We start from the raw sequence: 13,884 nt of genomic DNA, 5'->3' as shown, positions 1-13,884 counted from the left end.
CGTTTGTTTCGCCCCCGGATCAGGCTGCGCCTCTCACGACGCCTTGGCTTCGGCTGAATCGCCGATGAGGCGCGCATAGGCCGCTGCATAGTCGCGAGCCATTCTGGTGGCGGAAAACCGCTTTTCGAAGGCCGCCCTGACCTTTCGACGGTCCAGGCGAAGCAGCGCCGGCACTGCCTCGATCGCCTCGTCCATCGACTCCACGACAAATCCGGTCACGCCCTGGTCGATGATCTCCGGCAAGGCGCCGCGATTCCAGGCAATCGACGGCGTGCCGCAGGCCATCGCCTCGATTGGAGCCAGGCCGAACGGCTCCGGCCAATCGATGGGAAACAGCAGGCCGGCCGCCTTGCCGAGGAAGTCGGCCTTCTCGTCCTCGGCGATCTCGCCGACATAATCGACGCGGTCACCGTCGATCAGCGGCTCGATCTCGTCATGGAAATAGGCGCGGTCGTCGTCGCCGATCTTGGCCGCCAGCTTCAGCTTCAACCCCGAGCGGCGCGCGATCTCGATCGCGCGGTCAGGCCGCTTGTCACGCGAGAGCCGACCAAGAAAGGCAAGGTACGGTTCCTCCTTCGTCGTCTCGAAAGCGGGCCGGTAGATATCGATCGGCAATCCGTGGTGGATCGTCGCCAGCCACTTGGCCTCGGCCAGCCCCGCTCTCTGGCTGCGCGAGATGGAGATCATCGGAAAGCGCGGGAAGCGCCGGTAGGCGGGCGCCAGATCGACATAGTCCAGCCTGCCATGCGGCGTCGTCACCGTCCGTCCGGCCATATCCGCGAAGAAGGGAAAATGCAGGAAATGGCTGAGATGGAAGTGGATGAGGTCGAACTCGTGCGCCCGCTCGCGGACCTCGGCCAGCATCGCCAGATGCGCTGCTATCTCCGATTTCTTAGGGCGCGGGTCGAGGCGAAGCGCGCATTCCCGGCCAGGGATGAGCCTCGCGGAGGTGCGGCTGTCACCGCTGGCGAACAGCGTCACCTCGTGCCCCAGCGCCACCAGCGCTTCCGTCAGGTAGGAGACGATCCGCTCGGTGCCGCCATAGAGTTTCGGCGGCACGGACTCATAGAGCGGCGCGACATGGGCAATTCGCATGATGTCTCCAGCTGATTGGCACAGGGCCAAAATGCATCAGCCGGCAGATCGTTCCGGGTTCCGCTTCTCAAGCTGACAGCGCCGCGCCGACCCAGTCGAGCCGCGCGGCGGGAACGAGGCCGTAATTGTAGAAGTTGATGCCGTCGACGCCGGGCGCCCTCGCCGGCTTCACCTTGGCAGCGAGCACGTCCGCGCCGGCCATCTCCGGATAAAAGAGCCGGTAGCCGGTGCCGAGGAACTTTTCCGGGCCGAGCGCCGCGCGTCCGGCTTCGAGCAGTCCAGCGACATCGCCCGCCTGCATGTCATAGGCGCACAGGATCGCCCCATCGCAGACCTTGCCGAGCGCGGCGAGATCGCAGCCGCCGAGCCAGCCCTCCTTCAGATCGATGATGACGACCCTGGTTGACGGATGCGCCACCTCGCGCAGCTCGGCGACCAGGCTGGTCACTGGCTCGAAGCGCCAGGCGAGATACGCATGCAGTTCCGGCCATGGCAGGAAGGTGTCGAGTCCCCCTGCAGGGAAATCAGGAAAGCGTCGCTCGGGCACGGCGCGCTCGCAGGTCTCGGCGATCCATTGCCTGACCAGCTTTCGCGCCGGCTCGCCATCGACACCGGCCTCGGCGGCGCGATCCAGGCAGGATGGGCAGAAGCACAGCGACAGCAGGAAATCGTCCTCCGGCGTCAGGCCGACACCATCCTTTTCGTGATGGTACTCATGCGCAAAGCCCATGAAGGATGGGCTCTCGAGCTCGATCCTGTCCGGCCTGTAGCCGTGCGAGATATCCGCGACCAGCGCGCGGACATAGGCGCGCGCGTCCGGATGCGAGGGACAGAGATTGTAGTAGTTGGCATCGCCGAAGGCGTTGCGGGTGACGGCCTCGGGGTGAAGCATGCCGAGGCGGGTGTTGTGCAGGCACACTGTCCAGCACGAGACCCCAGGCCCGCCCGCCTCGCGACGGCGCACGAGCTGGCCGAGCACGTCGCCGCCTTCGCCGGCCACATCGGCCACCTTGGGCTGGATGGCAAGGTCGGCCCAGCGCGCCGCCGTCGGCTGGAAGTAGATGGTGCCATCCTCCGGAAAGTAGGCCTTCCGGCGCGGGCTGCGCGGCTGCAGGAACCGCCCGGCATGGTAGGACGTGGCGAGGCTGATCATGTTCAGTCCCGCGCGCTGGGTTAGATCGCGTTCGACCGTCTCAAGGCCGAGATCCTGGATGTCCCAGGGATAGGTCCACATCGATAGCTGCATGCTGATCCTCAAGTTCGTAGTGTGGCCAGGAGCCTCGGTCTTCAGCCTTCGACCGGCTCGGCCACCTGCATCAGACAGTCGCCAGCCTCGCACATCGTGTGCAGCCGGCGCGACAGCACGATGCCGCTCTCGGCGAAATGCATGGCTTCCTCGTCGACATCAAGCCGTTCGAGGTCGTGATACCAGCCGGCCAATTGTCCAGCGCTCACGCTGTCACCGAGCCTGACGGCGGGCTCGAACCAGCCGCGCCGCGTCGCATAAATGCCCTGGCTGTGGCGGGACAGCGAAAGCAGGCGCGTTGGAGCGGCAGCCTCGGCATCCGGCGCGAGCACAGGGGCCTCGACCACGCCCAACGCCACCATCAGCCTGTCGAGTGCGCGGGCGGTGAGCGCCATCGAATCCACCGTGGCCGTGCCGCCGCCACCGAACTCGCCGCTGACGCCGATCGCGCCGGCCCGGCGCGCGGCACCCATCGAGGTTGGCGAGGCAGCGCCATTGTCGGCAATGAAGCCATAGGGCATGCCGAGCGTGCGCATCAGCTCGACGCCGCGCCGGTGGCGCTCGGGCTCGGCATTGCGTTCGACCAACGCCGTCGGCAGATGCTCCATCGAGGTGCCGCCGGAATGGATGTCGAAGACGACGTCGTGGCGGGCAAACAGCTCGGTCTCGAGGAAATTGGCCAGCCGGCCGGTCGGCGTGCCCGAGGGATCGCCCGGAAAGGCGCGGTTGAGGTTGCCGCCGTCGAGCGGCGAGCAGCGCTTGGCGGCCATCACCGCCGGCGCGTTCGCCATCGGCAGGATGGTGACGCGACCCCTGATCCGCCTGGGATCGAGCCTGCGCACAAGCTTGGCCAGCGACAACTCGCCCTCATATTCGTCGCCGTGATTGCCGGCCATCAAAAGCAGCGACGGGCCTTCGCCGTTGCGGATCAGGCAGATCGGCACCTTGACCTGGAAATAGGGCGAGCGGTCGATCGAGAACGGAATGCTCAAGTGCGCGAGCGTCTTGCCGTCGCGGTCGAAATCGAGCGTATGGACGAGGCCGGTATGCATGGCTCCCCCCTCAGACAGCCGCGACCGCCGTGACCTCGATGCGCAGGTCCGGATCGGCCAGCCGCGCCTCGACGCAGGCGCGGGCAGGCAGCCGCGTTGGGTCCACCCAGGCATCGTAGATCTTGTTCATCGCATCGAAGTCGCCGATCTGCGGCAGGAAGATGTTGACCGCTACGAGCTTCGACTTGCTGCTGCCGGCTTCGATGAGCAGCGACTCGATCTTGGCCAGCACATCGCTGGTCTGCGCCTCGATCCCGGCCTTGCGGTCGTTGGCGACCTGTCCTGCTATGTGCACTATGCCCCCATAGACGACGGCCTGTGACATGCGGGAGCCGGACTGGAAGTATTTGATCATGTCGGATCCTTTCGAGAGTCTCTTCTTGTGGCCCTGATCAGCCGAAATAGGTGGGGAAGGCGTGCGTCACATGCCCGCTCTCGTCGACGCCGAAGATGACGCGGTAGCGGTCGAGGCAGGTGCAAGGATGCGAAATGCCGAATTCGATGACGTCGCCGACGGCGATGTCATCGTCCGGCTGAAGCGACAGAAAGGCGTGCTGGTCGTTGAGTTTCACGACCTCGCCTTTTAATGGCACCGCAAGCGGGTGGCCGCCGCGATAGACCGTCAGCGGCTTCGGGAAACCCTGGTCGAACGAGACGTCGCGCATGCCCATGCCGCAGATGGCGAGACCGGTCTCCGGCCGCGACAGCACCTCGGCCCAGATGCGCAGCGCCGGGCGGAACGAACGCCGCGCCGAAGCGCCGGCGCCATCGACGGCAAAACCGTTGCGGGCATCGACCGCGCCCAGCGATCGGTCGTAGACGCCATGGTCGTGGAAGAAGATGGCGCCGCTGCGCAGCACCAGCGTCGCCTTGCCGTCCTTGGCGACGATCGGCGACAGCGCCGCGACCACCTTATCGAAGAAGACCGAACCACCGGCCGTCATGATCAGCGGCGTCTCGCCGCCGACACGGGCGCGAAGCCTGAGGAACATGTCGCCGACATTCGCCAGCAGCGCCGAGACGACCTCGTCGGTGCGGACCGGATCGGGCTCCGCGGCTGCCCCTTCATAGGTCGCGACGCCTGCGATCAGCAAGCGTCCGCCGGTCGCCGCGATCGCATCGGCGATCGCCTCGGCTTCGGCGGTGCTTCGCGCACCTGCCCTCGCCGCGCCAAGCTCGACCAGCACGCGCAACGGAGCAAGCAAAGCATTGGCGCGCCAGGCCAGCACCAGCGCGTTCACGGCGGCGACCGAGTCGGCGAAGACATAGAGCTCGGCGTTCGGCCAGGCACCGGCAAGCGCCGCGAGCCGGTTCGCCCCGCCGGTGCCGCCGACCTCGTTGGCGATGATCAGCCGCGTCAGTCCGGCCTTGAGCATCACCGTGGCCTGCCTGATGTCGGCGACCGTGGTGCCCCACGCGCCAGCCTGGACCAGTGACCGGGCTAGGTCGGGCGCCATCGGCGTCTTGGCATGCGGCGCGATCTCAGCCCCATGCTCACGGACATAGCGCAGGAACAGGTCGCGATTTGACGCGAAGGCGGCCTCGTCGAGCGTCAGCAAAGGCAGCGACATGCGGCCACCAGCAGGATGCCAGCCTTGCAGTCCGACATGGCTGCTGTCTAGCGCGGCCGTGCCGGGCGGCACGCCGCGAATGCGGTCGTCGAGCCAAAAATTTTCATGCACGGCAAGCGGCGGAGCCGATGTGTTCTCGCTCATCGAATGCTACCTCTTGCGCCATCGCCAAACGAGGGCCTGACCGATTGCCGGCGCCCCCCACAGCCTGCGAGAAACGCGTGCCAGCCCCCTACTCCGGACCGATCATCGACGCCCATCATCATCTCTGGGACCTCGGCCTCGGCCGGCACCCCTGGCTGAACGCCACGGCCGGCGAGCGCGGCGGCCTGGGCGAGCTTGGCCCGCTGCGCCGCAACTATCTGCCGCAGGATTATCTGCGCGATGCCGGCCGGCATAATGTCGTTGCCAGCGTACATGTCGAAGCCGGCTGGGCCGCCGGCGACTGCGTCGGCGAGACGCGCTGGCTGGAGACGCTCGAAAAGTCGCAAGGCGTCGCAGCCCGCTATGTCGTCCACGTGCCGCTGGCCAGCCGACAGGCGCCGGCGATGATCGAGGCGCAGGCCGCGTTCGACCGCGTCGTCGGCGTCCGCGACATTCTGAGCTGGGATCCTGATCCGGCGCGCCGCTTCGCCGCCCGCGACGGCATCATGGACGATCCGGCCTGGCGCTCCGGACTGAAGCTGCTCGGGCGCTACGGTCTCTCTTTCGACCTGATGGTGTTCCCGCGCCAACTGGCTGACGCCGCTCGCCTCGCCGCGGCGTTTCCGGACCAGCAATTCGTCCTCAACCATTGCGGCAGCCCGATCGACCGTGACGCCGACGGCATGCGCAGGTGGCGCGACGGGCTGCGGCTGCTGGCGCAGCGCGACAACGTCGCCGTCAAGATCTCCGACCTCGTCGCCTACGATCATGACTGGACGCTCGACAGCCTGCGACCGGTGGTCCTGCACTGCATCGACTGTTTCGGCGCGGATCGCGCCATGTTCGGCTCCGACTTTCCCGTCGCCGGCCTGCACGCCTCGTTCGACGAGGTGTATGACAGCTTCAAAGCCATTTCGGCTGGCCTTTCCGCGGACGAGCAGGGAGCACTGTTCTTCGGCAACGCAAGGCGCATCTACCGGCTGGACGAATTGTCATCGGCGGGCCTGCTCCCTGCCTGAGAGAAGCAGCAGGCCGAGAATCAGCGAGCCGAACAGGATGCTGCGCCAGCCGGGCGATGCGTTGACGACGGTGATCAGCGCGGTGATCGTCACCAGCAGGATCGCGCCGGGAATGGTCCCGGCATAGGTGCCGAGCCCGCCGAGAATGGACGTGCCGCCGAGCACCACCGCCGCGATCGAGGCAAGCAGGTAGGGATCGCCGATCCCGACATAGCCCTGTCCGTTCATGCCGAGCACAAGCACGCCGGCGAGCCCCGCGGTGAAGCCGCTGATGCCGTAGACGGCAAGCGTCGTCGACGTTACCGGCACGCCGGACAGGGTAGCGGCAAGCGGATTGGCGCCCATGGCGAAGATGCGCGCGCCGAAAGGCGTGGCATGCATCACCGTCAGCACGATCGCGGAAACGGCCACCCAGAGCAGAATGCCCGCCGGAATCCCGGCCGGCCGCGCATTGCCGAGCCAATGGACGAGCGGGTTTTCGGCCGTAACGGCGCTGCCGCCCGCAATGATGATCAGCAGACCCTGCAGGAAGGTCGCCATGGCCAGCGTCATGATCATCGGATGAACGCGCAGCAGCGCGACGCCAAGTCCATTAACCAGGCCGATCATTGTGGTCAGCGCAAGCACCGCGAAGACCGGCGCAAGGCCGGTCGGATCGGCCTGCCATGACAGCAACGGCAGGCTGATGGCGCTGACGGTGACGATCGCGGCAACGGAAAGATCGATGCCGCCGGCGATCACGACGAAGGTCTGGCCCGCAGCGACCAGGCCGATCACGGCGCCAAGTTCGACCAGATAGCGCAGATGGCCATAGGCGCCGAAGCCGCGCGAGGCGAAGCTCGCGCCGATCCACACCGCTGCGACGATGGCGACGGTGAGGAAAGGCCGGCTCTTCAGGATCGCCACGGCGCGCCTGCCGCCCGCGTTGTCGTTCCAGGCTGTCATGGCTGCACCTTGCGGAATTGCGGGATGGCGACGGCGCCGATGATGATCAGCCCCTGCGCGACATACTGCGCCACCGGCGTGAAGCCGAGGAAGAACATGACGCTGATCATCAGGCTGAGCAGCAGGCTGCCGGCCAGCGCGCCGCGCATCGTGCCCTGCCCGCCGAGGAAGCCGATGCCGCCGAGCACGGCGGCGGCGATGGAGTTGAGCGTGAAGGCGTTGCCGATCACCGGATCGCCCGAGCCCGTCTGTGCGGCGACGAAGAGGCCGGCGCTGGTCGAGAGGAGGCCGCTGATCGCATAGGCGGCGACGCGCGCCATATCGACCGGCACGCCGGACCGATAGGCGCCGACCGGATTCTCGCCGGCAGCATAGAGGCTCAATCCCAGCGGCGTCGCCAGATAGAGCTTCCACAGCAGGACGATCATCACCAGAAGCACGAAGGCAGCGGGGGTATCGCCGGCCAGCAGGTCGGAGAGCCATTCCGGAATGGCGCCGCCTGGCCGCGGCAGGATCAGCAGCGCGGCCCCGCCGATGATGAAGGAGCCGGCGAGCGTCACCACGATCGCCGGCAGGCGAAGCCTGACGACGATGAAGCCGGTGACGGCTCCGATGCCGAGCCCGGCCGTTGCAACGGCAGCAGCGCCGCCGGCGACGCCGAGCGGGCCCGCCATGGTGGTCGCGGCGATGACGGCGCCGAGGCTGACGGTGGCGCCGATCGCCAGGCTGATGCCGCCGGTGAGCATGAGGATCGCCTGCGCCATCGCCACCAATGCCAGCGGGAACCAGCTCTGGGTGAATTTGGCGAAGCCGGAGGCCGTGAACAGACCGGGGAACAGCACGCCGTAGGCGATGAGAAACGCCAGCACGACGACGAACAGGCTGCGCACGCCGATGTTGCGGCGCGCCTGCACCGGCCAGTAGAGCGAGCCGGCAGGTTTCGCGGAGGAAGAAATGCTCATGCCGCGACCTTCTGCTTCTCGGCGCCCATCGCCGCCGACACGATGGCTTCTTCGCTCAGCGCCGCGCGCTCGAGGGTGGCGACGATGCGGCCTTCCCGCACCACCGCCACGCGGTCGCACAGATGCACCAGCTCCGGCGTGTCGGAGCTGAGCAGTACGACGGCCTTGCCGGCGGCGGCGAAGGCGCGCAGCATCAAATAGATCTCGCGTTTGGTCTCGACATCGACGCCGCGCGTCGGGTCGTTGAGCAGCAGCACCAGCGGATCGTGCGGCATCCATTTCGCCAGCGCCACCTTCTGCTGGTTGCCGCCGGAAAGCGCCTGCGCCGGCCGTTCAAGATCGCCCTTGATGGCAAGCTGCGCGGCAAGGCCCTTTGCCGTCTTGCGCTCAGCCAGGCGGCTGCGCAGCTTCAGCGCCGGCAGCCGCGCGAAAGCAGGCAGCATCATGTTGGTGATGATCGGGTGGATCAGATGCAGTCCCTCGCGCTTGCGATCGGCCGGCACATAGGCGAGGCCGAGCGCATTGGCCTTCGGCACGCCGCCGGGCAGGCCCGACGCGCCATTGACGCTCGCCGAAGCCGTCCTTGCCGGAATGGCGCCGTAGAGGCCGAGCAGCAGATCCTCCTGCCCCTGCCCGACCAGGCCGCCGATGCCCAGCACCTCGCCCGTCCTGATGTCGAAATCGACGTCGCGCATCAGGCCGGCCGAGAAGTTGCGGACCGAGATCGCCGTGGCCGTCGACGCGGAAGGCTGCCACTTGGGAAAGAGATCGCCGGGGTCGCGGCCGACCATCAGCCGCACCAGCCCGCTGGCGTCTGTTCCGTCCAGCGAACGGTCCGCCGTGCAGGTGCCGTCCTTGAGCACCGTGACATGCTGGCAGAGCGCCATCACCTCGTTCAGCCGATGCGAGATGTAGAGGATGGCGATGCCTTCCCGGCGCAGCCGCTCCAGCAGATCGGTCAGGATCTTCGTTTCCGTCGCCGACAGCGACGAGGTGGGTTCGTCGAGGATCAGCACCCGCGGCCGGCGGTAGAGCGCCTTGGCGATCTCCACCATCTGCCGGCGCCCGAGCGACAGATGCCCGACCGGCGTCGACAGCGGCTCGTGCAGCCCGACGAGGCCGCACGCCGCCCTGGCCCGTGCGGCGAGCTCATTGTAGTCGACCAGGCCGAAGCGCTTCGGATAGGCGCCGAGGCCGATGTTCTCGGCGATCGAAAGGCTGGCCGTCAGGCTGAGCTCCTGCTGCACGACGGCAATGCCGGCCTGCCGCGCCAGCGCCGGCGTCATGCGCGCGACAGCGCGCCCGTCGACCTCGATCGCCCCACCATCCGGGCGCAAGGCCCCGGACAGAAGGTTGATCAGCGTCGACTTTCCGGCGCCGTTCTCGCCGAGCAGCGCATGCACGCGGCCGGGCTGGAGAGCGATCGAAACCTCGCGCAGGACGGGGTTGCCGAAGAAAGCCTTCGACACCCCCCGCGCGGCAAGGAGCGGAGCCCTGGTTGTCAATTCTACAACCCTTCCGGCTTACTTCTGCGCCAGCAGCTTCTTGAACAGCTCCTCATCGTAGGGCGAATAGATGTAGCCGTCAGCCGGGAAATCCTTGGCCCTGGCGAGGTATTCGTCGATGTTGGAATTGTCGATCACCGGCAGCGGGATCTTGACGAAGGCCGGCACGTCCTTGCCTTCAAGCGCCTGAACAGCGGTGTAGGTGGCGAAGGCGCCGAGCCAGTTCGGCTGCATGGTGGCCCAGCTCTTCAGGCCCTTATCCTTCCACAGTTCGAGGAACTGGCGCGCGTTCTCGCCGGTGATCGGCACCTGGTCGCGGCCCTGCTTGTCGAGCGCCAGCACCGCGCCCGCCGACAGCGCGCCGCCGAGCGACAGGATGCCGTCGATCTCGGGATTGGCGAACAGCAGGCTGGTGACGGCTTCCTGCGCCGGCGCGACATTGTAGGGCGTGTTGGTCTCGGCCAGGACCTTCACATCGGGATGAGCCTTCAACTCGGCATCGGCGCCCTTGCGGCGGTCGTCGCTGACCGAGACGCCGGCCGGGCCGTTGAGGATCAGGATTTTGCCCTTGCCGCCGATGGCGTCGATCAGGAATTTGGCGGCCTGGTCGCCCCACTGCGAGGAATCGGTGTTGACCTTGGCGGTCACCTGGTCGGTGTCGACGAGGCTGTCGAAATTGATGATGGCGATGCCCTTGGCGCAGGCGTCGGCGATGACGCGCGCCGGCGCGGTCGAGGAACCGGCGATCAGGATGATGGCGTCGACATTGGAATCGATCATCGACTGGATCTGCTGGATCTGCACGTTGGCGTCGCCCTGGGCGTCGGTCACCACCAGCTTGTCGACCAGACCCTGCTTCTTCAGCGTTTCGACCTCGGCCTCGATGGTGCCCTGCGTCTGCTTCATCCAGGTCGGCACCGAATAGATGTTGGCCCAGCCGATCGTGTACGGCGCCTTGCGGTCGCCCTTGATGCATTTGGCGGCGGCATTGGCCTGCGAGCCTACGCCCAGGGCCAGGACGAGACCGAGGCAAAGGGCGCTGGCGGATGCGAAAAACGACGATTTCATCATGACTGTTCCCCTTCAGTGGTTGTGTCCGGGCGTGCGGGGTCGGGACGACAAAACCCGCCGGTTGCCGCGTTGCGGAACCGCCCGTTCTTTCGTCTGGACTTCTCTGTCCGGCTCGTTAATCTGTCCGGTATTTCAGACATCCTGTCTGTATATCGGACAGACGGGATGCTAGACCGAGCCTTGACTTCTTTCAAGCGTCTTGAGACGAGGACTTAAAAATGATTTCGGGCGGCTGAAATGAGCGATGGCGAGACCAATCTGATCGAGGCTGGCAGTGCGTCACCGCAAGGTGGCGAGCGGCGCCGTGGCATCGACCGCGTCATCATGCTGCTCGAGGCGCTGCTCAGGCACCGCGCGCCGGTGCGCGTCGGCGACCTCGCCAAGATGATCGGTGCGCCGCGCTCGACCACCTACGAGATCGTCAACAGCCTGCTCGAAGCCGAGATGCTCGAGACTGTCGGCACCGAGGGCTATGTCTATTTCGGCCGCGCGATGCACCTGTTCGGCTGGGCCTATTCGCACCACAACGCGCATTACCGGCGCATCCTCGAGACGCTGGACAGGATGGCCGCGGAGACCGGCGAGACGGTTCAGATGTGTGGGCTGCGCGGCAACAAATACGTCGTCCTCGACTGCCGCGATTCGCCCGGACCGTTCCGCATTTCCAGCGATGTCGGCGTCGAGGTGCCGATTCCGTGGACGGCGTCGGGACGTCTGCTGGTCGGCCATATGGGCAAGGAAGAGCTGAAGAGCTTCATTCCCGCCGGCGACTACAAACTGCCCGACGGCCGAATCATTCCTGCGGAAGAATTCTTCGCCGACGTCGAACTGGCGCGCCAGCAGGGCTTCAGCGAGACCGCGGCGCTCGCTGACCGCTTCACCTGGTGCATGGCCGCGCCGATCCAGGACGGCCACGGCGCCATCAACAAGACGCTCTGTTTCGTACTGCCCGTCGACACGCCGGAAGCGCGCCGAAGCGAGTTGCTTGCCCTGCTGCGCGAACGCGCCAGCGGCCTGTCGTTGGCGGGAAGCTAGCTCTCGCCGACCGGCTCACCGAGTTCGGCCACGAGATCGCGACGCCGGCCGAGCCACGCCGGATGCTTGGCCTGAAAGGTGCCTCAGGATTTTGATGCGCGCAGTTGCTTGGCGAAACGCGCCCGGTGTCGAGCAAGGCCGCCGGACCATCGGTCCCCGCCCTCTTGGCCGCATGGGGAAAAGAGCGGCAAGGCGGAGCTGAACCACGCGGTCTCTACCGGCGCGGCCTATCTTCCGGATGCGTTGATTGCCGCGCGACTGGTCCTGCGGCCATGCGTCGAAATGAGTAGCGGCCCTAATATTAACTGTTATGCCAAGCAGGATGTTGACGCCTCCTCGCTGACAGGGTTAATAATACCCTAATATAAGCGTCGAATAAAATGGCCCCCGACCGGCAACAACGGGTTAAGCGACGCTAAAGGGGCTGGGGAGACGCAGCGCGGCGATCGCTTTCGCCGCAGCCATCACCATTTGAGCCACCACCCGCCTGTGACCGGCCACGCATTTTGCTGGCCGTAGCTCAGCGCCGGCATCGGGGCCCTCTGGTGCGCTGATACAATCGATGTCTGCCGGTATCTGCGCGCCGGCTGTGCAACATTTTCAGTCAAGAAGCGGCTGGTCTTTCAATGGGGTCGACAGGCGGTGGGGCGTCTGTCGTTAAACAACAGGGGTGAAAAATGGCTACTCAGGTCACCGGTGCCGGCGGCACCACGACGTCTTTTTCCAACACACCGCAGGCCAAGGATGACACCTTCCTCTATTCGGAAGATGCGACTGGCATTCTGATTCTGAATGTGCTGGCGAACGACCTGGGCGGCGCGGCCAAGACTCTCTACTCCATCGACGACACCATCAGTGCCTCGACAGCGACGAAGACATATGCGCCGGCGGACCTGCTGACCAAGGACATTACATACTCCAGCTCCAACGACAGCGCGGGAGCCGCCGGGACCACCGACACCAGCCAGCTGGGCGCCAAGATCTGGATAGCCAGTGACGGCACGATCCACTACAGCACGGCCAGCATCGACGGACTGTTGCAGTCGCTTGCCGCCGGACAGGTCCTTGTCGACTATGTGACCTACGCCATCCAGCTCGGCAACGGCACGCTGAGCTGGGCCACCGCCGCCATCCAGTTCACCGGCACGAACGACAAGCCGGACATCCATCTGGTGACCACGGACAGCGCCGCCGCGTCGCTCACCGAGACCAATTCGCCCCTGACCGCCAGCGGCACGCTGACGGTGAACGATGCAGATGTTTCCGATACGGTGAGCGCGAGCGTGACCTCGGTGTCGCTCGGCGGCACCACCGGCGGACTGAACAGCGCCGCCGTGATCAACATGCTGACGGTGTCGCCGGCATCGCTGTCGGCCAATCCGGGCGAGACCCACAATCTGACCTGGACCTTCAACTCGACGCCCCAGGCCTTTGATTTTCTTGCCGCCGGCGAGACGCTGACCCTCACCTACACGATCACGGCCGACGACGGCCATGGCGGCAGCGACAGCCAGCTCGTCACCGTCACCATCCATGGCACCAACGACAGCGCGGTGATCGGCGGCGTCTCGACCGACGACGTCACCGAGGACAATGGCGCCGACGGCATCGTTGCCGGCAACCTGACAGCCGACGGACTGCTGACCATCACCGACGTTGACGCCGGCGAGGCCAATTTCACCGCCCAGGCCGCCACCGCCGGCAGCAACGGCTATGGCACCTTCACCCTCGCCGCCGACGGCAGCTGGACCTACACCGCCGACAACACCCAGGCCGCCATCCAGCAGCTCGGCGCCGGCGACACCATCACCGACAGCTTCACCGCCGTCTCCTCCGACGGCAGCGACAGCCAGCTCGTCACCGTCACCATCCATGGCACCAACGACAGCGCGGTGATCGGCGGCGTCTCGACCGACGACGTCACCGAGGACAATGGCGCCGACGGCATCGTTGCCGGCAACCTGACAGCCGACGGACTGCTGACCATCACCGACGTTGACGCCGGCGAGGCCAATTTCACCACCCAGGCCGCCACCGCCGGCAGCAACGGCTATGGCACCTTCACCCTCGCCGCCGACGGCAGCTGGACCTACACCGCCGACAACACCCAGGCCGCCATCCAGCAGCTCGGCGCCGGCGACACCATCACCGACAGCTTCACCGCCGTCTCCTCCGACGGCAGCGACAGCCAGCTCGTCACCGTCACCATCCATGGCACCAACGACAGCGCGGTGATCAC

The 13,884-nt window shown here is 66.3% G+C and carries 12 protein-coding genes; 3 read left to right on the top strand and 9 right to left on the bottom strand.

What is annotated here, in order from left to right; genetic code table 11:
* Nucleotides 1-33 precede the first annotated feature (33 nt).
* The 5 genes from EN857_RS11710 to EN857_RS11690 form a co-directional block, all read right to left on the bottom strand.
* Nucleotides 34-1,095, bottom strand: a complete 1,062-nt coding sequence (locus EN857_RS11710) for a glycosyltransferase family 4 protein (RefSeq protein WP_127392074.1) — start codon at nt 1,093-1,095, stop codon at nt 34-36.
* A 67-nt stretch (nt 1,096-1,162) separates the two neighbouring features.
* Complete coding sequence (locus tag EN857_RS11705) at nt 1,163-2,341, bottom strand: hypothetical protein (protein WP_127392075.1); 1,179 nt, start codon at nt 2,339-2,341, stop codon at nt 1,163-1,165.
* A gap of 41 nt (nt 2,342-2,382) precedes the next feature.
* Nucleotides 2,383-3,393, bottom strand: a complete 1,011-nt coding sequence (locus tag EN857_RS11700) for a succinylglutamate desuccinylase/aspartoacylase family protein (RefSeq protein WP_127392076.1) — start codon at nt 3,391-3,393, stop codon at nt 2,383-2,385.
* Nucleotides 3,394-3,403: 10 nt separating this feature from the next.
* Complete coding sequence (locus EN857_RS11695; protein ID WP_127392077.1) at nt 3,404-3,748, bottom strand: RidA family protein; 345 nt, start codon at nt 3,746-3,748, stop codon at nt 3,404-3,406.
* A gap of 37 nt (nt 3,749-3,785) precedes the next feature.
* Entirely contained in the window at nt 3,786-5,108 is a 1,323-nt protein-coding gene (locus EN857_RS11690; RefSeq protein ID WP_127392078.1) for an alanine racemase, read from the bottom strand.
* A 77-nt stretch (nt 5,109-5,185) separates the two neighbouring features.
* Between EN857_RS11690 and EN857_RS11685 the strand changes: the two genes are divergently transcribed.
* Nucleotides 5,186-6,127 carry an amidohydrolase family protein gene (locus EN857_RS11685; protein ID WP_127392079.1) on the top strand — a complete coding sequence of 314 codons (942 nt, stop codon included), beginning with the start codon at nt 5,186-5,188 and terminating at the stop codon, nt 6,125-6,127.
* Here EN857_RS11685 and EN857_RS11680 read toward each other — a convergent pair.
* From EN857_RS11680 to EN857_RS11665, 4 genes are read right to left on the bottom strand one after another with little or no spacing between them, the layout of a single operon-like run.
* Complete coding sequence (locus EN857_RS11680; protein ID WP_127392080.1) at nt 6,101-7,072, bottom strand: ABC transporter permease; 972 nt, start codon at nt 7,070-7,072, stop codon at nt 6,101-6,103. The two genes, EN857_RS11685 and EN857_RS11680, sit on opposite strands and share 27 nt — an antisense overlap.
* Entirely contained in the window at nt 7,069-8,034 is a 966-nt protein-coding gene (locus tag EN857_RS11675; RefSeq protein ID WP_127392081.1) for an ABC transporter permease, read from the bottom strand. The genes EN857_RS11680 and EN857_RS11675 overlap by 4 nt, the downstream gene beginning before the upstream one ends.
* A complete protein-coding gene (locus EN857_RS11670; RefSeq protein WP_128272850.1) occupies nt 8,031-9,539 on the bottom strand; it encodes a sugar ABC transporter ATP-binding protein in 1,509 nt (502 codons plus the stop codon). Before EN857_RS11670 ends, EN857_RS11675 begins: the two co-directional genes overlap by 4 nt.
* An 18-nt stretch (nt 9,540-9,557) precedes the next feature.
* Entirely contained in the window at nt 9,558-10,610 is a 1,053-nt protein-coding gene (locus EN857_RS11665) for an ABC transporter substrate-binding protein (protein ID WP_127393913.1), read from the bottom strand.
* A gap of 237 nt (nt 10,611-10,847) precedes the next feature.
* On the opposite strand from EN857_RS11665, the gene EN857_RS11660 reads away from it, so the two are divergent.
* Together EN857_RS11660 and EN857_RS11655 are read left to right on the top strand one after the other, a co-directional pair.
* Nucleotides 10,848-11,645, top strand: a complete 798-nt coding sequence (locus tag EN857_RS11660) for an IclR family transcriptional regulator (protein ID WP_127393914.1) — start codon at nt 10,848-10,850, stop codon at nt 11,643-11,645.
* A 677-nt stretch (nt 11,646-12,322) separates the two neighbouring features.
* Nucleotides 12,323-13,884: VCBS domain-containing protein (locus tag EN857_RS11655; RefSeq protein WP_210235135.1), on the top strand; the 1,562-nt coding region annotated here is incomplete at its 3' end.

It is taken from the genome of Mesorhizobium sp. M4B.F.Ca.ET.214.01.1.1 (genome assembly GCF_004791545.1).
GTDB lineage: Bacteria > Pseudomonadota > Alphaproteobacteria > Rhizobiales > Rhizobiaceae > Mesorhizobium > Mesorhizobium abyssinicae.
Note: the sequence above shows the minus strand (reverse complement) of the source record. Positions and strands in the feature narration are given on the sequence as shown.

What these genes read in the sequence shown, in the direction of transcription:
- EN857_RS11710 (WP_127392074.1), bottom strand. Translation starts at nt 1,095, where the DNA reads ATGCGAATTGCCCATGTCGCGCCGCTCTATGAGTCCGTGCCGCCGAAA.
- EN857_RS11705 (WP_127392075.1), bottom strand. Translation starts at nt 2,341, where the DNA reads ATGCAGCTATCGATGTGGACCTATCCCTGGGACATCCAGGATCTCGGC.
- EN857_RS11700 (WP_127392076.1), bottom strand. Translation starts at nt 3,393, where the DNA reads ATGCATACCGGCCTCGTCCATACGCTCGATTTCGACCGCGACGGCAAG.
- EN857_RS11695 (WP_127392077.1), bottom strand. Translation starts at nt 3,748, where the DNA reads ATGATCAAATACTTCCAGTCCGGCTCCCGCATGTCACAGGCCGTCGTC.
- EN857_RS11690 (WP_127392078.1), bottom strand. Translation starts at nt 5,108, where the DNA reads ATGAGCGAGAACACATCGGCTCCGCCGCTTGCCGTGCATGAAAATTTT.
- EN857_RS11680 (WP_127392080.1), bottom strand. Translation starts at nt 7,072, where the DNA reads ATGACAGCCTGGAACGACAACGCGGGCGGCAGGCGCGCCGTGGCGATC.
- EN857_RS11675 (WP_127392081.1), bottom strand. Translation starts at nt 8,034, where the DNA reads ATGAGCATTTCTTCCTCCGCGAAACCTGCCGGCTCGCTCTACTGGCCG.
- EN857_RS11665 (WP_127393913.1), bottom strand. Translation starts at nt 10,610, where the DNA reads ATGATGAAATCGTCGTTTTTCGCATCCGCCAGCGCCCTTTGCCTCGGT.
- EN857_RS11660 (WP_127393914.1), top strand. Translation starts at nt 10,848, where the DNA reads ATGAGCGATGGCGAGACCAATCTGATCGAGGCTGGCAGTGCGTCACCG.